Origin of the sequence: Streptomyces sp. NPDC047108 (assembly GCF_040643575.1) — a bacterium.
Lineage (GTDB): Bacteria > Actinomycetota > Actinomycetes > Streptomycetales > Streptomycetaceae > Streptomyces.
The window spans coordinates 86870-111845 of sequence record NZ_JBEYUP010000016.1; the positions used below are offsets into that span (position 1 = coordinate 86870).

General features: G+C 71.7%; 20 protein-coding genes. 8 read left to right on the top strand and 12 right to left on the bottom strand.

Going from position 1 to position 24976, the window contains the following annotated elements; translation table 11 throughout:
• The first annotated feature begins 441 nt into the window (after positions 1 to 441).
• Complete coding sequence (locus tag ABZ822_RS25440; protein WP_360858640.1) at positions 442 to 1221, top strand: GNAT family N-acetyltransferase; 780 nt, start codon at positions 442 to 444, stop codon at positions 1219 to 1221.
• A gap of 130 nt (positions 1222 to 1351) precedes the next feature.
• On the opposite strand, the gene ABZ822_RS25445 is transcribed toward ABZ822_RS25440, so the two are convergent.
• The 3 genes from ABZ822_RS25445 to ABZ822_RS25455 are packed head-to-tail and all read right to left on the bottom strand — an operon-like array spanning position 1352 to position 2606.
• Positions 1352 to 1690, bottom strand: a complete 339-nt coding sequence (locus ABZ822_RS25445) for a transcriptional regulator (protein ID WP_360858643.1) — start codon at positions 1688 to 1690, stop codon at positions 1352 to 1354.
• A complete protein-coding gene (locus ABZ822_RS25450) occupies positions 1677 to 2201 on the bottom strand; it encodes a hypothetical protein (RefSeq protein ID WP_360858646.1) in 525 nt (174 codons plus the stop codon). The genes ABZ822_RS25445 and ABZ822_RS25450 overlap by 14 nt, the downstream gene beginning before the upstream one ends.
• 45 nt (positions 2202 to 2246) lie before the next feature.
• Entirely contained in the window at positions 2247 to 2606 is a 360-nt protein-coding gene (locus tag ABZ822_RS25455) for a hypothetical protein (protein WP_360858649.1), read from the bottom strand.
• Between the two features lie 310 nt (positions 2607 to 2916).
• On the opposite strand from ABZ822_RS25455, the gene ABZ822_RS25460 reads away from it, so the two are divergent.
• The 4 genes from ABZ822_RS25460 to ABZ822_RS25475 all read left to right on the top strand — a co-directional run bounded on the left by ABZ822_RS25460 (position 2917) and on the right by ABZ822_RS25475 (position 7034).
• Positions 2917 to 3810 (top strand): polysaccharide deacetylase, encoded by an 894-nt coding sequence (locus ABZ822_RS25460; protein ID WP_360858652.1) that lies wholly within the window; start codon positions 2917 to 2919, stop codon positions 3808 to 3810.
• 159 nt (positions 3811 to 3969) lie between these two features.
• Positions 3970 to 5055 carry an ABC transporter substrate-binding protein gene (locus ABZ822_RS25465; protein WP_360858655.1) on the top strand — a complete coding sequence of 362 codons (1086 nt, stop codon included), beginning with the start codon at positions 3970 to 3972 and terminating at the stop codon, positions 5053 to 5055.
• A complete protein-coding gene (locus ABZ822_RS25470) occupies positions 5056 to 6225 on the top strand; it encodes an iron ABC transporter permease (RefSeq protein WP_360858658.1) in 1170 nt (389 codons plus the stop codon).
• Entirely contained in the window at positions 6222 to 7034 is an 813-nt protein-coding gene (locus tag ABZ822_RS25475) for an ABC transporter ATP-binding protein (protein WP_360858661.1), read from the top strand. The genes ABZ822_RS25470 and ABZ822_RS25475 overlap by 4 nt, the downstream gene beginning before the upstream one ends.
• A gap of 11 nt (positions 7035 to 7045) precedes the next feature.
• Here ABZ822_RS25475 and ABZ822_RS25480 read toward each other — a convergent pair whose 3' ends face one another.
• From ABZ822_RS25480 to ABZ822_RS25495, 4 genes are all read right to left on the bottom strand, one after another.
• The gene (locus ABZ822_RS25480; RefSeq protein WP_360858664.1) at positions 7046 to 8185 is read right to left on the bottom strand and encodes an isocyanide synthase family protein; all 1140 of its coding nucleotides are present in this window, start codon (positions 8183 to 8185) and stop codon (positions 7046 to 7048) included.
• 103 nt (positions 8186 to 8288) lie between these two features.
• Entirely contained in the window at positions 8289 to 9623 is a 1335-nt protein-coding gene (locus ABZ822_RS25485) for a cytochrome P450 (RefSeq protein WP_360858667.1), read from the bottom strand.
• A gap of 54 nt (positions 9624 to 9677) precedes the next feature.
• A complete protein-coding gene (gene asnB, locus ABZ822_RS25490; RefSeq protein ID WP_360858671.1) occupies positions 9678 to 11516 on the bottom strand; it encodes an asparagine synthase (glutamine-hydrolyzing) in 1839 nt (612 codons plus the stop codon).
• Positions 11517 to 11574: 58 nt separating this feature from the next.
• On the bottom strand, positions 11575 to 12942 hold the full coding sequence (locus tag ABZ822_RS25495) for an MFS transporter (RefSeq protein ID WP_360858674.1): 1368 nt from the start codon (positions 12940 to 12942) through the stop codon (positions 11575 to 11577).
• A gap of 613 nt (positions 12943 to 13555) precedes the next feature.
• Between ABZ822_RS25495 and ABZ822_RS25500 the strand changes: the two genes are divergently transcribed.
• The 3 genes from ABZ822_RS25500 (at position 13556) to ABZ822_RS25510 (ending at position 17279) form a co-directional block, all read left to right on the top strand.
• On the top strand, positions 13556 to 14425 hold the full coding sequence (locus ABZ822_RS25500; protein WP_360858677.1) for an arpA protein: 870 nt from the start codon (positions 13556 to 13558) through the stop codon (positions 14423 to 14425).
• A gap of 83 nt (positions 14426 to 14508) precedes the next feature.
• Positions 14509 to 15363 (top strand): class I SAM-dependent methyltransferase, encoded by an 855-nt coding sequence (locus ABZ822_RS25505; protein WP_360858680.1) that lies wholly within the window; start codon positions 14509 to 14511, stop codon positions 15361 to 15363.
• An 86-nt stretch (positions 15364 to 15449) separates the two neighbouring features.
• Complete coding sequence (locus ABZ822_RS25510) at positions 15450 to 17279, top strand: choline/carnitine O-acyltransferase (RefSeq protein ID WP_360858683.1); 1830 nt, start codon at positions 15450 to 15452, stop codon at positions 17277 to 17279.
• Positions 17280 to 17407: 128 nt separating this feature from the next.
• Here the strand turns inward: ABZ822_RS25510 and ABZ822_RS25515 are convergent, their stop codons facing one another.
• The 5 genes from ABZ822_RS25515 to ABZ822_RS25535 form a co-directional block, all read right to left on the bottom strand.
• Positions 17408 to 19000, bottom strand: a complete 1593-nt coding sequence (locus ABZ822_RS25515; protein WP_360858686.1) for an alpha/beta hydrolase — start codon at positions 18998 to 19000, stop codon at positions 17408 to 17410.
• A gap of 269 nt (positions 19001 to 19269) precedes the next feature.
• Positions 19270 to 20736: a M1 family metallopeptidase gene (locus ABZ822_RS25520; RefSeq protein WP_360858689.1), complete on the bottom strand. Its 1467-nt coding sequence runs from the start codon at positions 20734 to 20736 to the stop codon at positions 19270 to 19272.
• Positions 20737 to 20872: 136 nt separating this feature from the next.
• Entirely contained in the window at positions 20873 to 21802 is a 930-nt protein-coding gene (locus ABZ822_RS25525; RefSeq protein WP_360858692.1) for a GNAT family N-acetyltransferase, read from the bottom strand.
• Between the two features lie 108 nt (positions 21803 to 21910).
• Positions 21911 to 23362 (bottom strand): amino acid permease, encoded by a 1452-nt coding sequence (locus tag ABZ822_RS25530; protein ID WP_360858695.1) that lies wholly within the window; start codon positions 23360 to 23362, stop codon positions 21911 to 21913.
• Positions 23363 to 23629: 267 nt separating this feature from the next.
• Positions 23630 to 24583: a hypothetical protein gene (locus ABZ822_RS25535; RefSeq protein ID WP_360858698.1), complete on the bottom strand. Its 954-nt coding sequence runs from the start codon at positions 24581 to 24583 to the stop codon at positions 23630 to 23632.
• Positions 24584 to 24976 lie beyond the last annotated feature (393 nt).

Here is a 24976-nt window from a genome sequence, read left to right on the forward strand (position 1 = left end):
TCAGCCGACGCGGACGCGGGGGCGGTGGTGCCGGTCCGGTACCGCTTCGCGCGTCACCGGCGCCACCTGCTTTCGTCCGCAGGGGAAGACTGTCACGACGTGCCCCAGCGGGCTCCCTCGGTCCCCCCCCCGACGGCTCGGCGGGCGCAGAGGACCAGCGGACGGGCCCTACCTGATCGGCCCGGCCCCCCCTCCGGCCGCGGTGCCGCGCGCCAGGTGCCCCAGCGCGCCTGTCCGTGACGACGCACGATGACGAGACCCGAGCCCCCTCCGAGCGCGTCTCCGGGCAGTCGAGGTGTGGGCCACTCGTGTCATGGCGTGCCGTCGCAACGCCGTTCTGTCCCCTGTCGGCGCTCCAATGGGCCCGTGATCGCACTGACGCCCCGTCACCCCTGCTGCTCCGCGGAACGTTTTCCGGCCCGGGGGCCCGGCCCGATGGTCATGGCCGAGCACACCCGCCTCGCGGGAACGGGCTGTTGGTGGGTCGACCGGCTCCTCCAGCCGCGGGTCGTGGCCGTCTCGTGCGCCGGGCACACGGTCCTCCGCGGAGACCCGCGGGCCACGGGACCGCAGGCACTCGCGCCCCTCGCCCGTACGTACGTCGACGCGCCGGCGCGCTTCCTGCCGGTGCTCCGGGCCGCGTTCGACCACCTCGTCCCCTGGGAGCGGATGGTGTCCGTGCACACCGAACCCGCCCCGGCCGTACGCCCGCCCGCCGGGGTCGTCGTCCGCCGGCTGACCGCGGCGGACAGGGCCGCGGTGGCGGACCTCGGCGCCGACATGGCCTGGATCGGGGCGAGTTGGGGAGGCCCCGCGCAGCTCGCGGCCTCCGGACGCTGCTGGGGAGCCTTCGACGGCGACCGGCTGCTCTCCCTGGCCTGCACCTACTTCGTGGGCGGCCGGTACGAGGACCTGGCCGTGGCGACCAGGCCCACCGAGCGGCGCCGCGGTCTGGCCCTGGCCTGTGTGGGCGCGCTGTGCGGCGACATCGCCGTGCGCGGACGGACGGCCACCTGGAACTGCTCCCGGGACAACGGCCCCAGCCGCCGGCTCGCCTGGTCGGCGGGGTTCCGCCTGGCGGACGAGTACGTCCACTACGCCGTCGGGCGGCCGGTGGGGAGTCCGGCGAACGACCGGGCGGGAGGCGCGGTGGCGTCCGGGCGGCAGGGGACGGGGGAACAGCCGAGTACGGCGGACGCCGGGTCCGCGGACAGCCGCTGACGGACAGAGGCCGTCGGGGTCGGTTCGGACGCGGGGGCGTCAGTTCGCGCCCGGGTCAGTTCGCGCCCGCGCCCGGGTCAGTTCGCGCCCGCGCCCGGTTCGGCCCCCGGAGCCCACGCCCACTCCCGCGTCAGCCCACTCCCGCGTCCGGCCCGCTCCCGTGCGCGTCGCCCGCCTCGCGGGAGCGCGCGGCGATCTGCTGCAGCGCCTCGATGTGCGTCTCCAGCGCCGCCCGGCCGGTGTCGCTCAAGTTCAGCCAGGTCCGGGGGCGTTTGCCGACGTAGCCCTTCTTGACCTCGATGTAGTCCTGCTTGCTCAGCGTGGTGACCTGCTTGGAGAGCGCCGAGTCGGACATGCCCACCGAGTCGCGTACGAATCCGAACTCGGCCCAGCGCGTGGCCGAGAGCAGCGAAACGATCGACAGCCTCGTGGGGTCCAGCAACAGGGGGTCGACGTCAGGAGCAGCCATGGGCATCCGTAGGGCTCGTCCGGCGGGTGTGCCTCAGGAGCCGTAGCTGAAGATCTTGAATCTTGCGGGCGAACAGCATCATCAGAATCGCGAGGACCAGCCCGAGAAGTGTGTGCCAGTACGGAACGTCGTCCAGCCGGAAGGGTATCAGCGCGACCGCCGCGACCCCGGCAGCACCCACGCCGATCAGGACAGCCGTGAGCACGAGGAGGTACGCCGGCGGGACGTCGCGCAGCGGCATGCCGGCGGAGGTGCGGCCGATCAGTGCGGAGCCGCGGCGCGAGTGGAGCAGCCCGAGGTGGAGGAAGAGGACGGCGTTGAGAGCGGCATAGGACCAGATCCGGTGGTCCTCGTCGAGGACGTCGAACGAGGCGAGGAAGAGAAAGGCCAGGACGGCCCAGAAGACCGAGAGCCACCGTGGCTCACGCAGGGCCTCACGGGCCTGGTCCCGCCCGCGTTCCACGGCGCTGAGCGCGCGCGACGCGTCCTCGGGTGTGGGGTGTTCGGCCATGGCGTGCTCCTCGTGTGGGGGTGGATGGTCGCGGTCGGGTGGCTGTCAGGGGAGGGTCGGGGAGCCGCGGAAGAAGATGCGGATCCCGGCTTTGAGGACCGCGCAGGCCGGTTCGGCCGCTGCGCCGCGGCACGGGGTGAGCAGGACGTGCCGGGCCCGCATCGCCTGGGTGGCGAGACCTTGTCCCGCGGTGGCGCAGGTCGCCGCGCCCGCCAGGACGACGACGCAGAGCAGCATCCGCGCCGCCCCGCCCCGTCCCCTCAAGAGCAGCCGCCGCCTGCGCGCACGCGTCCGCGGAGACGTGGCACGGTCGGCCGGGAACGTCACGGGTGCTCCCCGCGCGTCGCCGGTCCTGGGTGTCCCGGTGGTCGCGTTGTGGGGCGGTGAGGTCCGCTTGCCCTCCATGCCCGCCTCCTCGATGCCTCCGTCGGAAAACTACTTTCCTGTGCGGAAAGTATGCGTGATCCTTTCCTAATGGGCAAGTAGTTTCCCGCCTCAGATGCCGGACTGTCCGGTCACAGGCACCGAGTGGTGCCCCGGCGCACCCGCCACGACTGGAGCGGGGAGGGCTGCTGCGCAGATACCTGTGCGACACTGACCGCCGCGACATCCGTACCAAGTTGCCCTCGGTCCGTGGGGCCGCGCGGGTCCGCCGAGGCGGACCGGTCCGGCGGACCGGTAGGACCGGATCTCACCCCGGGGAGACCCCTCGATCATGGCGGCATCCGAACGCGAGCCCTGGCGCTGGGACGAGACGACCTGGCGCGGTCACGTCCACCGGGTGCGCGCGGGACGGGCGTTGACCCCCGCCTGGCCCGGCGGGCGCAGAGCCGCGGTCGCGCTGTCCTTCGACTCCGACCACGAGACCCTCCCGCTCCGGGACGGCGAGACCCGGCCGGGCAAGCTGTCCCAGGGCGAGTTCGGTGCACGCGTCGGCGTGCGGCGCATCCTGCGGCTGCTGGAGCGGCACGCGATCCCCGCGACGTTCTTCATGCCCGCCGTCTCCGCGCTGCTCCACCCGCAGGAGGTCCGCGGCTACGTCGACGCCGGGCACGAAGTCGGCCTGCACGGCTGGATCCACGAGCGGAACGTGGAGCTCGCCCCGTCCGACGAACGCGACCTCGCCTTCCGCAGCGCGGACACCCTCGAGTCCCTGACCGGTGTCCGTCCCGTCGGGCTGCGCACGCCCTCCTGGGACTTCTCCGACCACACCCTCGCCGTCATCCGTGAACTCGGCCTGCTCTACGACTCCTCACTCATGGCCGACGACGCCTGCTACGAACTGCTCGCCGACGGGGAGCCGACCGGAGTGGTCGAGCTGCCGGTCGAGTGGATCCGCGACGACGCCCCGTACTTCTCGATGGAGCGCTTCGCCGCCCTGCGCCCCTACACGCCTCCGCGTGGTGTCCTGACCATCTGGCGCGACGAGTTCGACATGGCGTACGCCGAGGGCGGGCTGTTCCAGCTCACCCTGCACCCGCACATCATCGGCCACCGCTCCCGTATGGCCGTCCTCACCGAACTGGTCGAGCACATCGCGGGCCACGACGGCGTGTGGTTCGCCACCCATGCGCAGATCGCCGAGCACGCCCGCTCCGCGATGACCTGAACCCCGGCGCGTCCGGCGGTCGGGAGGCGGTGCGGGTCCTCCGCGGGTCCGCGCGGCATTCCGCACATCTCCCGGGAACCGGCCGCGCCGTCCGTCCGACTATCTCGACCGGACCGGCACCGGCGGTCCGGTCGAGAAAGCGGACCACGAGGAGAATTCATGCGCTCTCGCGCGATGTACGGTGTCGCGGTGCTGGTCGCGGCGGTGTCGGTACTGGCCACCGGATGCGGCGGGAACTGGGAGGAGAGCGGGAGCGACCAGGGGCGGGCGGCGGACGGGGCAGGGACCGAGGGATTCCCGGCGTCGGTCGCGGACTGCGAGGGGAAGCGGACGACGTTCACCCGGCCCCCGGAGAAGATCGTCACCAGCAATGCCGCCGCTCTGGAGATCCTGCTGCGCCTCGGCGCCGGCGACAAGGTGATCGGCACCGGCTTCCCGCCCGGCAAGGGCACGTTGCCCGGCCGGCTCGACGCGCAGGCGCAGAAGGTACCGGTCCTCGGGAAGAAGATCATCGCCAAGGAGAAGCTCCTCGGCTCGGGCGCCGACCTCTACATCGACACCTTCGCCCACATGGGGAACATGGGCGGCATGGGTGACGCGCCGACCGACAAGGAGTTCACGGCGGCCGGCATCAAGCACATCTACCTCGGCTCGACCGCCTGTGCCCCGACGGCCGATGAACCCCAGAAGGACCTCTCCGCCGTCATGCAGGACATCGAGCGTCTGGGCACCGTCACCGGAACCGCCGACCGGGCACGCACGCTCGTCAAGTCCATGGACAAGAAGGTCTCCGCGGTCCGCAAGGCCGTGGGCGACGTGCCCGCGGACAAGCTGCCGAGCTACTTCTTCTTCGACTACGACGCCGGGACCAAGCAGCCGATGGCGCTCTGCAACCGGCAGGTCGGCAACGCGGTCATCACTCAGGCGGGCGCCCGCAACGTCTTCGGCTCCTGCGAAGGCGACTTCAAGCCCGTCTCCTGGGAGGACGTGGTGAGCAAGAACCCCGACTGGATCCAGCTCGCGGTCCGCGACCGGGGCAGCAAGGCCGCGAACGACAAGGCGTTCGACGAAGCCGAGACCTTCTTGAAGGAGAACGCCGCCACCCAGGGCATGAAGGCCGTCAAGGACGGCAACTTCCTGCGCATCGGCTCCGAGCGCACGACCATCGCCGGAGTCTCCAACGCCGATACCGTCGAGGAGATCGCGACCGTACTGCACCCCGGCCAGGTGAAGGCGGCACGGTAGATGCGTTCGCCTTCCGCGTTCCGGAAGAGCGGTACGGGCGGGGCCGCCGGGTCGCACACGGGCGAGCCGTCCGCAAGCATTGACAGCCCGTCCGCGCCTGCCGGCGGCCCGTCCGCGCCCGCCCGCTCCGCCGCGTCCGCGCGTGCCGCCCTGCGGACCGGCGTCCTCGCCGCCGCCCTCGGCGCGGCGCTGCTCGCCGCGCTCACCGCCGCCGTCGCCTGGGGCTCCACCGACATCGCACCCGGCCATGTGTGGTCCGTGGTGTTCCGGCGGCTGTCCGGCGAGCCCCCGCGGCCCGGCACGGACGATCTGATCGTGTGGCAACTGCGCGTCCCGCGCGCCCTGTTGGCCGCAGTCGTGGGCGCGGGGCTGGGCCTGGTCGGAACGGCGACCCAGTCGCTCGTCCGCAACCCGCTCGCCGACCCGTATCTGCTCGGGATCTCAGGCGGTGCCTCGCTCGGAGCCGTCGCCGCGATCGTGCTCGGGGCGAGCACGGGCGGCCTGCTCGGGCTCGGCCTGTCCGCCGCCGCCTTTCTCGGCGCCCTCGGCGCGTTCGTCCTGGTGTGGGGCATGGCCCGGCGCGGAGGGACGTTCTCCCCGCTGCGCCTGGTGCTGGCGGGCGTCGCCATCGGGCAGTTCCTCTCCGGCTTCACCAGCTTCCTGGTGCTCCAGACCGAGGACGAACAGCAGACCCACACCGTGCTGTTCTGGCTCATGGGCAGTCTGAGCGGGGCGAGTTGGAGCCTGCTCGCCCTGCCCACCGCGGCCGTTCTCGCCGCGGGGCTCGCCCTCCAGGCCCGGGCACGTGGCCTGAACGCCCTGACCATGGGGGACGAGACCGCGGCCGGCGTCGGGGTGGACGTGACCCGGCTGCGGCGTGAACTCCTGGTCGTGACCAGCCTCCTGACGGGATGTCTGGTGGCCGTCTCCGGGGCCATCGCCTTCGTCGGCCTGATGGTCCCGCACGTCTGCCGGCTGCTCGTCGGTGGCGACCACCGCAGGCTGCTGCCGCTCTCCGCACTCACCGGGGCGCTGCTGCTGGTCGTGGTCGACATCGTCTGCCGTACGGCCATGGACACCCAGGAACTCCCCGTCGGCGTGGTCACCTCGCTCATCGGCGCGCCCACGCTGCTGTACCTGCTGGACCGACGCCTGGAGCGCAACCGGTGAACATCGGCATCGAGAACCTGCGCGTCAGCTACTCCGGTACCACTGTCGTCGCCGGGGTTCATCTCGTCGCGGCGGAAGGGGAGATCGCCGGGCTCATCGGCCCCAACGGCAGCGGCAAGTCCAGTGTGCTGCGCACGGTCTACCGCCACCTGCGGCCCTGCGCCGGGCGCGTCCTGCTCGCCGGGGCCGACATCCGGGAGCTCACCCCGGCCAGGGCGGCGCGCCACATCGCTGCCCTCCCGCAGGAGCGCGGCAGCGACTTCGAGTTGAGCGTGCACGAGGTGGTGGCGATGGGCCGCACCCCGTACAAGCGGGCCTTCGCCGGGGAAAGCGGTACGGACCGCGAGATCGTCCGGCGCTCCCTGGAACGGGTCGGTATGGCCGCGCAGGCGGACCGCCGGTTCTCCGCGCTCTCCGGCGGCGAGCGGCAACGCGTCCTGCTCGCCAGGGCGTTCGCGCAGGAGCCGGATGTCCTGGTGCTGGACGAGCCGACCAACCACCTCGACATCCTGCACCAGGTCGAGCTGCTCGCCCTGCTGCGGGCCGAGCGCCGTACGACCCTCATCGCGCTGCACGACCTGAACGCCGCGGCGTCCCTGTGCGACCGGCTGCATGTGCTGCGCGACGGCGTCGTGGTCGCCTCGGGGACACCGCGCGAGGTCCTGACCCCCGCGCTGCTGGCCGACGTCTTCGGCGTACGGGCCGCCGTCACCGAACACCCCCTGACCGGCGACCCGTTGATCGCCATCGATCACCGGGCACCGGCCGGGGACGCCGCGCCCGCGGCTCAGGAGGTTCCGGCCACCTAGGCCTGAGCCACCTAGGCCTGGGCCACCTCGGCCCGAGCCACCTGGGCCTGAGCCACCTCGGGGGCTTCTTCGGTCCGAGCCGCTTCGGCTGCGATCCGAGCCGCCTCGGCCTCGAAGTGGGAGGGCCGGCCGCCGCGCAGCACGAGGCGGCCGACCTTCTCCGCCTTCCGCCGGTGCATCAACTCCCAGCGCCCGTCGGAGTGGTGGAGCACGCACGAATGCCAGGGCGTGGTCCAGACGTCCCGCGCGTCCAGCAGCCGGATGCCGAACTTGTCCGTCCGCCTCGGCTGCGGATGGATCGACAGACGGAACGAGCGCGGGCGCTGGTCGGCGATGAGCGCCCCCCAGGCGCGGCTGCGCTGGATGACGCCGTACGCCCGCCTGCGGCACTCGCGCTGGAGCGCCGACCGGGTCCCCTCGAACTCGGCGGTGTCCTCGACGAGGAACCGGGTGATCCCGCGGTACAGCCGGAGCATCTGCTCGTCGTTGCGCGTCCGGTCCCGCAGTTCGTCCACGGTCGGCGCGTACGTGTCGTGGACCCGCGCCCGTTTGGCGTCGTACGGCACGTCGCCGTAGACCGTCCGCAGGTCGAAGATGTCCAGATGCTCCAGCCCTTCGGCACGGATCATGGTCCGGAGGCCGTCGGAGTACGCGTCGATGTGGGCGTCCGGCACATGGATCAGATCGCCGAAGAGATGCCCGTCGGAGCAGATGAGGACGCGCGCGCCCGGTGCGTAGACCGTGGCGATCCGGGCGCAGAGGCGGTCGAGGAAGCGCAGGGACAGGCGCTCGCCCTCGTCGGGGAGATGGCCGAGGACCTTGGCCGGGTTGGGGGACTTGCACGGGAAGCCGGGCAGGGTGAAGAGGACGGGCTGACCGGCCGTCACGAACGGGGTGAGCTGCCGGACCTGGTCGGGAAAGGAGTCCAGGACCGCGGCGGGTGTGTCCGGTGGCGGATCGGTGTCCACGGTGCGCCGGTGCGGCAGCAGCAGGGCCAGGATCGCCGCGCAGGTGGCCCGCTCGGCAGCGGTCAGGGCGTCGGGGTGTCCTCGGGACTCGGGGTTCCCCTGGGGCCAGGGGTTCTCCGGTCGGGGGGCGTGGGAGGGCGCGGGGGTGCCCGGTGCGGTGAGGACGGTGCCGGCGGGTGTCATCGGCGGGGCTCCTGGGTCGAGGGCGGCGGGGCGGTGACGCGCGTAGGGGGACGGCGCGAAGGCCCTGGAGGGGGGACGGACGCGGTGGGGGAAGGGTTGTGCGTCATTCCGCCGGATCGCGGGGGGCGTTGGCCTGAACCGCACGGTGCGCAACGGGGCAACGGCCCTGCGGCGCCTCGTGGTCGACGGGCAGCGCGTCGACGCCCCGGGCGAGAACGGCCGGGATCCAGCGCAGGGAGTCGTCCGGTACGGCGAGGCGCAGCCCCGGGAGCCGCCGGATCAGCGTTCCGAGAGCGACCTGGAGTTCGATGCGCGCCAGCGCCGCCCCGGGGCAGAAGTGGATGCCGTGCCCGAAGGACAGATGGGAGTTGGGGGAACGGTCGAAGTCCAGGCGGTCGGGTTCGGGGAAGCGCCTCGGGTCGCGGTTGGCGGCGTCGAGCGAGATGATCACCGAGTCGCCCGCCGGCACCCGGGTCCCGTACAGGTCGGAGTCCTCGGCGAAGAACCGCCAGGTCGTCAGCTCGAAGGCGCCGTCGAAGCGCAGGAGTTCCTCCACGGCACGCGGCAGCAGTTCCGGCTCGTCGCGCAGCCGGTCCAGCTCCCCGGGGTGGCGCAGGAGGGCGACGAGAGCCGTGGTGATCTGGTTGGTGACCGGCTCCTGGCCCGCGACCAGAAGCTGGAAGATCATCGAGTCCAGCTCCTCGGCGGTGAGTTCGCCGGCGTCCCTGGCGTCGACGAGCCGGCACAGCAATCCCTCGCCCGGGTGGTCCCGCTGGTGGGCCACCACATCGGCGATGTAGGTCTGGAGCGCGCGCAGCCGGGCCTCGTAGGCGGGGCGACCGGGATCGTCCGGGCCGACGGGCTGGACGACCTTGCCCCAGTCGCGGTCGAAGCGGGCGGCCAACTCCGGTGCCAGACGGATGACATGGGCGAGCACGCGGAAGGGGAAGCGGGCGGCGAAGGCGGCGACGAGATCCAGACTGCCGCCGTGCGGAACCTCGTCCAGGAGGGCGTCGGCCATCTCCTGGAACACCGGGCGCAGGTCATCCACCCGCCGCGGCGCGAAGGCGTCGAGCACGAGCCGGCGCATCGCGGTGTGGCGCGGAGGGTCCTGGTGCAGCAGATGCACCTGGAGCTGGGAGTGCTGCGGCTCCGGCATGATCGAGGCGCGGGCCCGCCAGGCCGCGTTGCCGCGGGAGTGGTGCTTGCCCAGCCGCTCGTCGTTGAGGGCGCGGTGCGCGGCGTCGTAGCCGGTCACCAGCCAGGCGCACACCCCGCTGGGGAAGCGGACCCGGTGGACGGGACCCTCCTCGCGCAGCTTCGCGTAGAGGGGATACGGGTCGCGCTTGTAGTCGGTGCCGAGGAGGGGGACGGGTTCGGGGAGAGGGACCGGCTCGGGAAGAGGGCTCGGCTCGGGGACCGGACGTGGCTCGGGCATGGGGGCGGCTCCTCGTACGGGGCGGGGGGTTTTATGGGGTGCGGACTCGGCTGTTCACAGGGCCAGTTCGGGCCGGTGGACGTCGAGCCACAGAGCGAGGTCGACGACCCGTTCCAGCCGTAGCCGCATCCCCCACTCCAGTTGTTCGGGCAGCACATCGAGGCAGGGCTTGATCGCCGTCTCGTCGACCAGGTCGCGGACCCGGCCGCCGTGCGCGCCGAGCGCGTCGCGCGCCATGTCCTGCAGACCGCGGTTGTATGCGGGGTGGTGCGTGGCCGGGTAGTGGTTCTTGGGCCGGTGGAGTACGGAGTCCGGCGCGAGCCCGGTGCCCACGTCACGCAGCAGGCTCTTCTCGCGGCCGTCGTGACTCTGCAGATCCCACGGGACGTTGAAGGCGTACTCGACGAGGCGGTGGTCGCAGTACGGCACCCGCACCTCCAGTCCCTGCGCCATGCTGAGCCGGTCCTTGCGGTGCAGGAGCTGGCGCAGCCAGCGCGTCAGGGACAGGTGCTGCATCTCGCGCTGCCGCCTGTGTACGGCCGGTTCGCCGTCGAGGTGCGGTACGGCCGCGAGCGCGTCCCGGTAGGTGTCCCGCTGGAACTCGCCGATGCGCAGGGTCGCGGCCAGGTCCGGGTGGAGGGGCATCGCGGCATCGTCGCCGGTGACCAGAAGCCACGGGAAGGTGCGGGCGGTGAGGGCTTTCGGGCTGTGGAACCAGGGGTAGCCGCCGAAGAGTTCGTCGGCCGCCTCCCCGGAGAGCGCCACCGTCGAGTGCCGGGCGATCTCCCCGAAGAGCAGGTAGAGCGAGGTGTCCATGTCGCCGACGCCGATGGGGGAGTCGCGGGCGGCGACGACCGCCCTGCGGTGCCCGGGGTCCAGCAGCTCCACCGGATCGAGCACCACGGTCGCGTGCTCGGTGCCGATGAACGCCCCGGCCTCCTCCGCGTACGGGGTGTCGTGGCCGGTGCGCAGGACGTCGCCGGTGAACTGCTCGGCCTGGTCGCTGTAGTCGACGGCGTACGAGCGGATCCGCGCCTCCGGCCCGTCCTGGAGGCGGAGTTCGTCGGCGAGCAGGGCGGTGAGGACCGTGGAGTCGAGGCCGCCGGAGAGCAGCGTGCAGCGGGGCACGTCCGCCTCCAGCTGGGAGCGGGCCGCCCGGTCCAGGCGCTGCCGCACCTCCTCGACGGTCGCATCGAGGGAGTCGGGGTGCGGACGTGCCTCCAACTGCCAGTAGAGGCGCTCGGTCAGGCCGTCGCGGTCGAAGGCGACGGTGCCGCCGGGCCGCACCTCCCTGACCCCGGCCCACAGGGTCGGCCCCGTGGAGAAGAGCAGGCTGTACGCCTCGCGCAGCCCGTCCGCGTCCACCCTCGGGCGCACGGACGGATGGGCGAACAGGGCCTTGGGCTCCGAGCCGAAGACGAGCCCGCCGGGCATCGCCGCGTAGTACAGCGGCTTCACGCCGAGCCGGTCCCGTACGAGGAGCAGCCGCCGGGCGCGCTCGTCCCAGACGGCGAAGGCGTACATGCCCTCCAGCCGCTCGGTCAGCGCGTCGCCCCACTCCTGGTACGCGCGCAGGACCACCTCGGTGTCGCTGCGCGTGCGGAAATCGTGCCCGGCGCCGCGGAGTTCGGCGCGGAGGGCGTGGTGGTTGTAGATCTCGCCGCTGTAACTGAGGACGGTCTCGCGCTCCGCCGGACCCGCGGTCATCGGCTGGACCCCGCCGTCGAGGTCGATCACGGCGAGCCGCCGGTGCCCGATGGCGGCGTGCGTCCCGGTCCAGACGCCGTACGCGTCAGGGCCGCGCCGGGCGAGCGTGGAGGTCATCCGCTCGATGACCTCGGGGTGGTGGCGGGGGGTGTCGCGGAACGAGACCCAGCCCGTGATGCCGCACATGGCGAATCCTTCCAGTCGTCGGCGTCGTACGAGGGCTGCGGAGCCCGCTGACGCCAGGTCAGTGCTGCTGTTCCGCGACGGGCTCCGGGGCCTTGCGGCCGGGCCGGTACGCCAGCAGGGGCACGGCGGAGCAGGCGGCGACGGCCGCGACCACGAGGGCCGCCCGCGCGCCGGTGTCGGCGGATCCGGCGACGCCCCAGGCCGCCGTCGCCAGCGCGGGCCCGAGGGTGAACCCGAGCGACCGGGCGAGCTGAACGGTGGACCCGGCCGTCGCCAGGTGCTCCGGAGCGACGGCCTTCATGACGAGGAACTGGGACGGTCCGCCGTAGAGGCCCATGCCGGTCCCCGCCAGGGCGAGCCGCCACGCCAGGTCCGGCGGCGCCCCGTCGGACCCCGCGGCGAGCAGGACGAAGCCGGCCGCGACCAAGGCGCTGCCGGTGACCGCGACGGGGCGCGGGCCGAACCGGTCCGCGAGGCGCCCGCCCAGCGGACCGGCCAGCGCCATCCCCGCGGGAAAGGCGAGCAGGGTGAGGCCGGTGGCCGAGGCGCTGAGTCCGCTGTCCCGCTGGAGGTGAAGCGCCGTCACATAGTGCATGGCGGCGAACGCCGCACCCACGGCAAGGACCGCCCCGTGCACGGGTGTTGTCCCGGCGCCGCGCAGGACGGCGACGACGGGCCGGCCGCCCGGCCCGCGGGCCCACAGCACGGCCGGTACGACGGCGAGCAGCGCGGCCGCCGCCCACCACGGGGAGCCGGGCGCCAGGGTCAGGGCGAGCAGCACCACGGCGACGGCGACCGCGACCAGCGCCGTGTCGGCCGCCTCACGCCGGCCGGGCGCGCGCACCGCTCCCTCGCGGGGGAGCGCGGCGCGGGCGACCAGCCAGGCCACCAGGCAGAGGGGCAGCTTGACCAGCAGCACGGCCCGCCAGCCGAACTGGTCGGTGAGCAGCCCGCCCAGCGCGGGACCGCTGACCGCGCCGAGCGGGCCGAGGGTCGCCGGGACGCTCATGGCGCGGCCGCGGACCTCGGGACGTACGGCCCGGGTCGCGAGGACCGGCATGAGAACGAACAGCGCGGCGCCGAAAGCCCCTTGGGCCAGGCGCGCGGCGACCAGCCACACCATCCCCGGTGCCAGCGCGGCGGCGGCGCTGCAGACGGCGAATCCGGCGAGCGCGGACAGCAGGACGGGCCGGATCGCCGTACGGTCCAGCCACCGCCCCACCGGCAGCAGCAGGGCGACCACCGGGAGCTGGTAGCCGAGGACGGCCCACTGGGCGGCGCGGGGCGGGGCCCCGAGGTCCGTCCCGATGTCCGCCAGCGCCACATTCACGATGCTCATGTCGAGCATCGCGACGAAGGAGAGCAGCCCGGCGACCGCGACCAGGCTCCACCGGTCCTGAGGGGCCCTCCCCGTACTCCGTGGCATGACTGTTTCTTCCTTCCTCCGTCCGGATGCGCTGATGGCAGGCGCGTCCGTACAGAGGTCGGGCGAATCCGTACGGGAGTTCCCGTCGAACCCGGGGGAATCCGGGGGCAGCGCACGAGCGCGAGCGGCTGCCGGACCGGGCAGCCCGACGAGCGTCGCCGACTGCTCCCGCCGGTGGCTCGGGGTAGTGGAATCGTAGCTGAGAGCGCGCAGACGTTCGAGTCCCCCCGGCTCAAGTCCCCTTCTGGAACTGGTACTTGGACCAGGGCCGCGGTGCAGGGCTCCACTCGCGAGGAGGCCGGACGCCGAACCACGGGAGAGGTTCGGCGTCCCCGGCACCGGTTCCGGGCGGATCATGCGGGCCCGCCTCAGTGTTGCGTGTCACAGCGCGCTTCGTCCCGGCGAGCGGGGGGCAGTGAATGTGCTAAACCCCCTTGGGGGAGGGCGAGATGGGGCGGGATGCCGCGGACGGGACCGTCCGCGGGGGGCCAGTTGCGTGACAGCGCGCGCCGGGCGCGCTGCCGGTCCTGCGCGCGTACCGGCGGCTGCCGCTGCCGGCACGGCCTGATGCCCCGGGCCCGGGACGGTGAGCTGAGACGTGGAGAGGATCTTCGTGAGCACATCGGAAGCGCAGCTCGTGGCACGGGTGGTCGACACCGGACGCTATCCCCTGCCGGATCCGGAGGGCCCGGAGTGGAAGGAGGTCGTCACCCGCACCCGGAAGGAGCTGGACACCGACGGCTGCAGCGTCCTGCCGGACTTCCTCCGGCCGTCCCTGTGCGAGACGCTGCGCCGGGAATGCGCGACGATCGCCCCCGAGGCGCACTACGACGTCGAGACGGTCAACGCGTACAACATCGCCGTCGACGCGTCACTGCCCGAGGACCACCCGGGCCGCATCCCCATTCAGCGGGGGAACGCGTTCGTGGCGCGCGACCGCATCCCCGAGGACTTCCTGATCCACCAGTTGTACGTCAGCGAGCTGTTCCAGCACTTCGTCGCCAGCTGCTTCGAACTGCCCCGCCTCCATCCGCTCGGTGACCCCCTGTCAGGGCTGGTGCTGAACGTCGTCAACCCCGGCATGGAGCACCCCTGGCACTTCGACACCAACGAGTTCACCGTGAGCCTGCTGACCCAGGAGGCGGACGCGGGCGGCGTCTTCGAGTACTGCCCGAACATCCGGTCCGCGCAGGCGGAGAACTTCGACGACGTCCGGGACGTGGTGCGGGGCCGCGGTGAGCGCCTGGTCCGGCGCCTCACGCTCCGCCCGGGTGATCTGCAGCTGTTCAAGGGCCGCTACTCGCTGCACCGCGTGAGCCCCGTCGAAGGGGAGACCGCACGCCATTCGGCGATCTTCGCCTACAGCGAGCGCCCCGGGGTCATCGGCAGTGTGGCCCGGACGAAGCAGCTCTTCGGGCGTGTCCTGCCCCAGCACCTCGCCGCAGAGGGATGCGCCGTACGGGTCGACCAGCTGCTCGACTAGAGATGTCGGTCCGCCGAGCGAACCGGATCCGCCCACGGGCACATCGCCCGACCTTCCGCCAATCCACCGAGGAGTACGCCGACGTGCGTTTCGACACGACTGGCAAGGTTTCACTGGATCACATCTACACGCAGCCCGACCCCCGCGCCTACTTCACCACCCTGCGCCGGCTCGACTACCTCATCCCCCAGCTCGCCAAGCCCTACTTCGCCAAGCTGATCCGGGAGTACACCGCGACACAGGCCGTCCCCGCCCCGACCGTCCTCGACATCGGCTGCTCGTACGGCATCAACGCGGCCCTGCTCAAGTGCGACGCCACCATGGACGAGCTGTACGAGCGCTACGGCGACGAGGACGCCGCCGGCCTGACGCGCGAGGCGCTGCTGGACCGCGACGTCACGTTCGTCCGCTCCCGCACCCGCCCGGACGGCATCCGGGTCGTGGGGCTGGACGCCTCAGAGGAAGCCCTGTCCTACGCCCTCTCGGCCGGACTGCTCGACCGCGCGGTCCACGCCGACCTGGAGCACAACGACCCGACCGAGGAACAGCGGGCCCTGTTCGCGCGGACCGATCTCGTCTTCTCGACGGGCTGCCTCGGCTACGTCACCGAGAAGACCATCGCACGCATCGTCGGCGCCGCCGGTGAACGCAAGCCGTGGATGGCCCATTTCGTGCTGAGAATGTTTCCCTTCGATCCCATCACGGAGACCCTGGCCGCGTCGGGCTACGAGACGGCCGAGGTCGCGGGAGTATTCAAGCAGCGGCGGTTCGCCTCCGCCGAGGAGCAGACACTCGTCCTCGACACGCTGTCCTCGGCCGGAGTGGATCCGCACGGCCTGGAGAGCGACGGCTGGCTCTACGCCCGCCTGTTCATCTCCCGGCCGCGGGGCGCCACGGACCACCCGGTCACGGAAGCCGCCGCACGGCAGGACCGGTGAGTAGACGGAACCGCGGCACGCAGCACCGACGAGCACGACCCAGCACGATCGGAACCACCCCACAACCGCCCGGATCGAGGCCCGAATTGAACAGTAGTCAGGAACCATCCGCCACCTCCACGTTCGGCAACGAGGACCGCCTGCCGCGCGTCCCCCTGCCCACGCTGGAGGAGACCTGCGAGAGGTTCATCGCCTGGTGCTCACCGCTGCTGACGGCGGAGGAACTGGCGGCGACGGAGGCGGAGGTCACCGCGTTCCTGCGGCCGGACGGGCCCGGCCGCGCGCTCCACGCGGCGCTGGAGCGGTACGACGCCACCGAGGGCGTACGGAGCTGGCTCGACGACTTCTGGCCCTCCCGCTACCTGGGCCGTCGCGACCGCATCGCCCTGAACGCCAACTTCTTCTTCCTCTTCCAGGACGACCCGGGCGCGCGGCAGGTCGACCGGGCGGCGGGGCTCATCGCCGGGGCCCTGAACTACAAGGCGAAGCTGGACACGGAGACCGTTCCGCCCATCGTCACGCGCGGGGTGCCGCAGTCGATGGAGCAGAACAAGTTCCTCTTCTCCTCGACCCGTATCCCGGGTGATCCGCAGGACACCGTCCGCACCCCGTACTCCCCTGACGAGCCCGGTCCGTCGCAGGCGCGGCACATCGTGGTCTTCCACCGCGGCAACATGTTCCGCATGGACGTAGCTGGTGCCGACGGCCGTCCGTACACGCTGGACGACCTCACCTCGGGGCTGTGCGCCGTCAAGAAGGCCGGGGCGCAGGAGGCCGCGCCGGGTACGTCCGTCGGGCCGCTGACCACCAAGGCCCGTGCGGAATGGGCCGCCGACCGTGAGGCCCTGCTGGCCTGTCACCCCGGCAACGCGGCCATGCTCGACGCCGTCGAGACCGCGCTGTTCTGCGTGTGCCTGGAGGACTTCGCGCCCGACGACAACCTGGCGGCGGGCGACCAGATGCTGCATGGTGACAGCACCAACCGCTGGTTCGACAAGGCCGTGTCGTTCATCGTCTTCGAGGACGGCACCGCCGGCATCAACGTCGAGCACTGCGGCCTGGACGGGACCACGATCCTCAGCTTCGTCGACGCCGTCCTCGGTGCGCCGGCCGACGAGCAGTCCCACGCGTCGGGCGCCCGCCCGCAGGGCCTGCCGCCCATCGAGACCGTCGATTTCGTCACCAGCGCCGAGCTGAAGGGCAAGGTGATCGCGGCGGCCGACGCGTTCACCGAGTACGCGGCGGCCACCGCCACCACCACCGTGTCCTTCGGGGACTTCGGCACCGGGCGGGCCAAGCAGCTCCGCATCTCGCCGGACGCCTTCGTGCAGATGGCGTACCAGCTCGCCCACCAGCGCGCCAAGGGCCACGTCGGAGCCACCTACGAGGCCATCGCCACCCGGCAGTACAAGAACGGCCGCACGGAAGCCATGCGCGTCGTCACCCCCGAGGTGCAGCGGTTCGTGGCCGCGATGGAGGACCCGCAGGCCGGCACCGACGCGCGCCTCGCCGCGCTGCGGGCGGCGGCCGACGCGCACGTGCGGCGCGCGAAGGAGTGCCAGGCCGGGCAGGCGCCCGAGCAGCACCTGTGGGAGCTGCAGCTCGTCCAGAAGCGGCACGGCGCCGAGCTGGGGGTGACCGAGCACCTCGGCCTGTACGACACACCGGGCTGGCTGAAGATGCGGGACGACTACCTGAGCACCAGCTCCGCCCCGTCCGTCAACATCCAGTACTTCGGCTTCGGTTCCACCAGCAGCCGGTGCATCGGTGTCGCGTACGTCCTGCTGCCGGACCGCTTCAACCTCTACCTGAGCACTCCGCGCCCGGTGGCCCGGGAGATGCACCTCTTCGCGGACAAGCTCCGGGAGGCCGTGGCCGAACTGCAGGAGCTGCTCGCCACGGAGAACCCCGGGTGAGCGGCGAACGGCGGGGGCTGACGCGCGCCGCGCACATGTGAGGACGGACGGAGGGCCTTCCGGCCCGGTGGCGCACTGGCGACCACCGGAGCACGGAAGGCCCTCGTTCGTGCGTGGGGGACGGTGGGTCAGGACTTGCAGACCAGGCCGTCGGAGGGGACCTTGTCGCCGAGCAGGTAGCCGTCGACCGCCTTGGTCGCGCACTTGCCGGCCCCGTACGCGCCGTGGCCCTCGCCCTGGTTGGTGATGTGGATGCCCACGCCCTTGCCCAGGCCCTGGGCCATCCGCTTGGCGCCCTCGAAGGGGGTGGCCGGGTCACCGGTCGTCCCGATCACGAGGATGGGCGCGGCGCCGGGCGCCGAGACCTCGGTCTCGTCGGACGCGCCGTCCACGGGCCACTCACTGCACCCGAGCAGGCCCCAGGCGGTGAAGGGACCGAAGATCGGCGATGCCTTGCGCATCTCCGGGAGCTTCGCGTGGACGTCGTCGCGGGTGAATCGCTGCTTCTGGTCGGCGCAGTTCACCGCGGCGTTCGCGTTGTTCGTGTTGGCGTAGCGGCCCTTGTCGTCACGGCCGGCCATCCGGTCTCCGAGCATCAGCAGTGTGTCCCCGGAGGTCCCGGACAGGGCTTCCTGGAGCCCCGCCACGAGTTCGCCCCAGCTCGCTTCCGAGTACAGCGCCGAGACGATGCCGTTGGTGGCGCGGGTCTCGTTGAGCTTGCGGCCGTCCTGCGTGGGCAGCGGCTTCCGGTCCAGCTTCTTCAGCAGCGCCTCGACCTTCTTCATGCCCTGCTTCGGATCGGTGCCGGTCGGGCACTCCTCACCGACATCGGCACAGGCCTTGAGGAAGTTGCTCAGGGCGAGATGGAAGCCGGCGGCCTGGGCCTTGGCATCCTGCTCCATGCCCATGGTCGGGTCGACGACGGCGTCGAAGACGGCCTTGCCGACGTTCTTCGGGTACAGGTGCGCGTAGACACCGCCGAGCTGCGTGCCGTACGAGATGCCGAAGTAGTTGAGCTTCTTGTCCCCGAGGACCTGCCGCATCAGATCCATGTCCCGTGCGGTGCTCCGGGTGTCCACATGGGGCAGGACGTCCCCGGAGTTCTTGCGGCACGCCTCGGTCGTCTCGTGCATGAGCGCCGTGGCCCGCTTCTCCTCGGCGGGGGTCTCCGGGGTGGCGTCGACATCGCCGCTCGCATCCACGGCCTTGTCGTCCAGACAGCGCACCCCGTCGCTCTCACCGATGCCACGCGGGTCGAAACTGACCAGGTCGTAGCGGCTGTGCAGCTTCATGTAGCTCTGCGGGGCATGGTTGGGCAGCATGGCCACACCGGACGCGCCGGGGCCGCCGAAGTTGTAGACGAGAGACCCCAAACGGCGCTTGGAGTCCTTGGCCTTGGCGCGGATGAGCGCGATGTCGATCGTCTTCCCGTCCTGCTTCGACCAGTCCAGAGGCGCCTTCATGTCGGCGCACTCGAAACGGGTGCCGTCGGACAAGGGCTTGGGCTTGGGCGCCGTGCCCTGCATCGGGGTGGCGGCCGGGCAGTCCTTCCAGCTCAGCTTCTGCTCGGTGAACGTCGCGGACGCCGTGACGGTCTTCTCCTTGCCGCCCTTCTTGCCTCCGCCGGACGCATCGTCGGCGGGGTCCTCGCAGGCGGTCAGACCCGTCGTGAGCACGAGGGCGGCTGCCGCCAGCGGCCCGACGCGTGCGGCCCGCCTCATGAACGAGCGGGAGTGTGGGGGGCGTTGTGCGGTCACTGGAACTCTCCGTGAATCGGCAACGGTCGTGTGCGGCGGGCGCGTGTGTGGACGGCGTCGCCGCCGTCGCGGAACGGCCGCTCATGCCGGGCCACGCTCGGCCCACCGGAGAGACAGGACTCAGCGGCCATGGACCCGAGTTGACGGGTGCTGGACAACTGAGTAGTGACTGAGTACTCAGCGGTGGTGCGGTGAGGAGACGGCCCGTGCGGTGCTGCGCCGGCACCCCCGCGTCAGGCCGTCGAGGGCTTCTTCTCCGCGAAGAGCCAGGTGTCGAAGAGGGCGGAGAGGTCCTTCCCCGATGTCTCCTCGGACAGCGCGATGAGCTGCCGGGTACTGGCGTTGCCGTACCGGTGCTCGCGGGTCCACGCCCGCAGGATGTGGAAGAACGTGGCGTCGCCGACGGCCTCGCGCAGCTTGTGCACCACCATGGCGCCGCGGCCGTAGACGGGAGCGTCGGAGACGCGGGCGGCGCTGGGCGGGTCGGCCGGCGCGAAGTCCCAGATGCCGCCGCTGTCTTCATGAGTGCCGTCGTAGAACGACGCGAAGATCTCCTGGGCCGTCCTCCCGCCGTGCTCCTCCTCCCACAGCCATTCGGCGTACGTGGCGAAGCCCTCGTTCAGCCACATGTCCTTCCAGCGGCGGGGGGTGACGGAGTTGCCGAACCACTGGTGGGCCAGTTCGTGCACCAGCAGCTGTTCACCGGGTGCCTCGTCGAAGTAGGGCCTGGTCTGGGTCTCCAGTGCGTAGTCGAGACGGGGGACGTGGTCGACCACGGCGCCCGTGGAGGCGAACGGGTACGGGCCGAAGCGCCGGGACGCCCACTCGGTGATCCGGGGCACCAGGTCCTTCACACGCTCCGCCTTCGCCGACTGGTCCGGATCGACGGCGACGAGGACCGGAACGCCGGCGGCGGTGCGGTCCCTGGTGATCTCGAAGTATCCGACGGAGACGTTCGCGAGGTAGCCGGCCATGGGTTGCTTCACGCGCCAGTGGCTGGTGACGCGGTCATCCTGGTCCCTCACCTCCACCAACTCCCCGTTGGCGAGGGCGTCGTAGGGATCGCCTTCGTCGTCCTTGGGCACGGTGACCGAGATGTCGTAGGCCGCCTTGTCCGAGGGATGGTGGTTGCCGGGGAACCACGCCGTGGAACCGGTCGGCTGACCCAGGGCGGTGGAGCCGTCGTCGGTCTCGACCCAGCCCTCCACATCTCCGCCGGCACGGATCTCCCGGGGCGTGCCGTCGTAACGGACGGAGACCGTGAACGTGGCGCCCTTCTCGATCGTGCGCGCAGGCGTCACCGTCAACTCGTCCTTCCTGCGGGTGAATCCGGCGCGCGAGCCGTCGACCATGGCCGACCGTACGGTCAGTCCGGTCAGGTCCAGGTTGAAGCGGCTCAGATGCTGCGTGGCCCGTGCGGTGACCCTTGCCGTGCCCTTGAGGTGATTGCTGTCGGGGACGTAGTGCAGCGCCAGACCGTAATGCGTCACGTCGTAGCCGCCGTTGCCGAGCGAGGGGAAGAGGGGGTCACCGGTCCCGGCCCCTCCGGGGCTCCCCGCCGGAACCGCGCTCCCGCCGTGAGGCGTGCCGGGGACGCCCGCGGCGACGGCGGCGAGCAGGAGCAGCCCGACAGGCGCCCGTCGGGCCGCGGCCGCCCGCCGATGCCACGCCCGGCCCGCACCGCGTACGGGTGCACTCATGGCCTTCTCCCCTCTCGTGTGCGACGCGAGAGGGGAGATCGCGTGGACGCACTCCCGGTTGCCCAAGAGTTGCCCAAGACGCGGTCTCGTACGGTTCACGGGGAGGCCGCGGGATCCGGCAGGCACCGGGAGGTTTCTAGCCGAGTTCCAGACTGGTGACCCCGTACGTGCGCTCCGCCCGGTACGCGGGAACCGGGCCCGTGTACATCCGCACGGTCCGGAACTGTGGCGTCAGGCCACGCGCCGCCGCGAGGTCCTGGGCCGCCTTCTGTGTCTCCGGCACGTCGATCCCGACCTCCTCCCGCGGCCCCAGACCGGCGGTGAGCGCATCGAAGAGCGCCTCGGCCACCTCCGGTCCGTCGGCGAAGAGCGGGCCGATGCGGCGGCCGTTGCGCGCCGGGCGGATCACGCCGTAGCCGGCGATCTCGCCGTCGCGCACACAGGCCAGCGCGGTGCGGCCCGGCGCGGTCAGCCAGCGGGTGACGAAGGCCCGGCGGTCGGCGGGGAAGCACGCGCGGTCGTAGGCGGCGAGGGCGTCCAGATGAGCCGCGGAGACGGGCACGACACCGTCCGCACCCGCCTCCCCGGACCGCCCGGGACGCGTCGGCCGGCCCGCGTAACGGGCCGTCTCGTACGCGGGGGTGAACCCGGAGCGCTCGTACGTGGCCTGCTGCGCGGGCACCGCGTCCAGCCCGATCGTGCGCCTCCCGGCGTGCGGGACGGCGGCGCGCCAGGTGGCCAGGCCCAGCCCCTGGCGGCGCAGTTCCGGGTGCACCAGGTAGTAGCCGAGGAACGCGTACTCCTCGGAGTAGGTGACGACCGAGACCGCCGAGACCGGCCGGCCGTCGAGGCGGCCGATGAAGAAGCCGCCGGGATCGGTGGGGTGGAAGCAGTCCACGTCCCCGTCGCCCGGGTTCCAGCCCTCGGCGGCGGCCCACTCGGCGATGTGGTGCCAGTCCGCCGACGTGGCGGCGGTGACGAGAAGTTCACCGCCGGGCGCGGCGGCACTGCCGGTGGGGTCCTGCACGGTCGGGCTCGTGAGCGGGGCGTCGCCGAGGGGGTTCATACGTGCGGTCGGTCCCTTCTGGGGTGGAGCGGGCGCAGCCGGTGCGGCCGGCTGCGCCCCGGTCGGTCCATGGTGGCGCGATGCGCCCGTCCGATCAGGCGCGTGCCGTCAGATCAGGTCCATCGCGGCGACTTCGTCGGGGCGCCCGTAGCTCACCGGACCCTGGAAGCGCCGTCGGGCGGTGGCGAACCACCACACCGTGGCGATCAGCAGGACCACCCCGAGCGCGATCGGCGCGTAGTTGAACGAGGTCGCGGTGACGGGAGAGGCCTGGGGCAGCATGAACAGCACGTTGCTGATGACGATCCAGGTGACGGCGATGCCCGCGACGAGCTTGCCGTGGCGGCCGAGGTTCCAGGGGCCGGGCTGGAAGTCGTCCAGGCCCAGGCGCAGGAGGATGGGCACGCCGTAGGCGAGGAAGAGCCCGACGACGTTGACGCTGACGACGGCGGTGAACGCGGTGTGCGACCACCAGCCGGGAAGGACCAGCAGCAGGGGGCAGGCGGCGGCGAGCCACACGGCGTTGACGGGCGTGCGCGTGCGGGGGGACACCGAATGCCACCAGCGGGATCCGGGCATGGCGCCGTCGCGGGAGAAGGCGAAGATCTGGCGGGTGTTGCTGGTCATGTTCGCCAGTCCGCAGAAGAGCATGGCGCCGATGACGATCAGCAGCAGCAGTTTCGCGGTTCCGGTGCCGAGTGCCTCGATGAGGACCTGGACCGGTGGTGCGGACGCGCCCGCCGCCTTGTCGTAGTCGCGGATCGCGTAGACGAGCGCCAGCATGAGGACCAGTCCGGCGAGGGCCGAGTAGCCGATGGCCCGCATGATGCCTTTGGGGGCGTTGACGGTCGCGCGCACCGTTTCCTCGGACATATGGAAACTTCCGTCGAATCCTGTGAAGGTCCAGCTCGTGACCAGCAGGCCGAGCATCGCCGCGTAGAAGTTGTTCGTGAAACCGGTGTTGTTGACGAAATGCGTGGCGAACGAGGCCGGTTGATGGTGCGTGGGAATCGCGACCAGGCTCATCACGATGATCACCAGGCCGATCAGGAGCCACCACACCGAAATCCGGTTGAGCACCGCGACCAGGTGCACGGTGTAGGTGTTGGCCAGAGCCTGGAGCAGCAGGATGGCGGCCGTGATGAGGACCGTCCGCTGTCCCGTCGCCTCGTACGAGGGCCACTGCAGCGAGACGTACGCCTGGATGAAGGTGGCGGCCGCGTAGCCCGTGGCCGCCGTACCGCCCACCTGTCCGACGAAGTTCAGCCAGCCCGTGTACCAGGACCAGGCGCCGCGGTGACGCTTGGCGAGTTTTCCCGCGGAGAAGTACAGGGCCCCGCTGGTGGGATAGGCGGACGCGATTTCCGCCATCGAGGCGCCGACGAACAGCACCATGATCGAGACGAAGATCCACCCGAAGACGAGAATGAGCGGACCGCCCGCTCCCATTCCGAAGCCGAAGGAGGAGAAGATCCCGGAGATGATGTTGATGATGGTGAACGAGATGGCGAAATTGTCGAACGCACGGAATCGGCGGGTGAGTTTCCGCGGATAACCCATCGCGTGAAGCGTCGCGTCATCGTCGAGAGTGATGGGCGACGCATGGCGCCCGGATTGCGGGTGCCTTTCGGACGTGCGCTCCGGCACAACGGCGACCTTTCTGTGGGGGTGGGTGGGAACGGGTCCGGTCCTCGGTGGGCGCGAGGGGGCCGGGCGGCCCCGCGGGAGGCCGCGGTTCCGGGACCCCCGCGGGAGGCGGCGGTCCCGGGAGTACCTGCCGGGTCGGTCGGCATGCCACGGCCCCGGCGCAGAGGGCCGTCGCGCCGCTCAACCGCTGGGGATCGGAAGCCCGCACATGCGCCTTGCCCGGGTCAGCTGCTGTTCGGGCTCGCCGAAGACGCTCCAGGGCATCCGCGAGGCGAACGGCCCCATGGCCGTGAAGGCTTCCCGCGCCTCGAGTTCGCACTTCGCCATGAAGAGGGCGTGCGCCAGATAGGCCAGGTCGAGCACCGGGGTGAAGCGGTAACCGTCCACGGACGGCAGCCAGTTGCGCGAGATGCCCAGGGCCGTGGAGCGCCACTGCGGCTGCTCCCACGTGCGGTCCGCGAGCAGTGCCGACGGGTCGTAGTCCTCGACCAGGGCCACCAGCGGCAGAAGGCGCAGCGGCGAGGAGGTGGGGGCGCGCTGGCTGAGGAACGTGGCGACATCCCAACGGGCGCTCACCGAACCGCCGTTGCGGGTGAAGAAGTACGCCAGGAACCGGTGGTGGGCCTCTCGGTGCCAGGGGGCCAGACGCAGGATGTGTGCCAGCAGGCGCCACGGTCCGGGCGGCGAGGTCAGCAGTCCCTCCGGCGCGGGATCGCGGTAGTCCAGGACGCGGGCCAGGGCCAGGAGGGCCACCCACGGAGTGGGGTCGTCGGGCAGCTGCTCGGCGGCCCGTTCGCACGCCACCTGCGCCATGCGCACCAGCGTGCCTTCCCGCGGATCGCCCGCGGCGGCCATCCGTAACGCCCGGAGCATCGCCACGCGGGCCCACAACAGGGCCGCCTCGGGGCCCGGTTCCTCGGCCAGCCAGCGCTCCGCGAGGTCGGAGTCGGCCGCTTCGGATGCCAGGACCAGTGAACGGTGGGCCCGTACCTCGTAATCCGCGCGGCTCTCCTTCAGGATCTCGTGCGCGCTGAAGTAGCGCCCGGCCCGTACGTCCATGCAGGCACGGGCGAGCCGGCGATCGTCGGCCGCCGGGTGCCACACGTACTGTCCCTCGAACGTGCCAGCAGTCACGATGCCCTCCCGTACCTCGGGCACGACCACCCTCGGATTCCCGTACGCCGAATGCCGCCGCATCCCTCCGGAGATCGACCCGCGGCGGGCCTTACCCTACTCATCATGAAGTCGCATCGACACGGGTAAGCGCGAATATCTGCTTCCGCATTCAGGGAGTTCGGCTATTGCGCGGAAGTGCGCGACCGCGGTCGGCGGAGTTGACGCGGTAACGGTGCCGCATGCATTGGTTGAAGATTCTCGCTTTTCCGGGCGCCCAGGGGCGCGGCCATTGTCGCGCGGCCAAGTGCCGGAACCGCTCGGGGATTTCCTCATGCGTGCGTGCGGGAAGCGAATCGGCCGTGCCGGACGCGCGTAGCTGACGGCTGGAACCCGACGGCAGCGCGACGACAG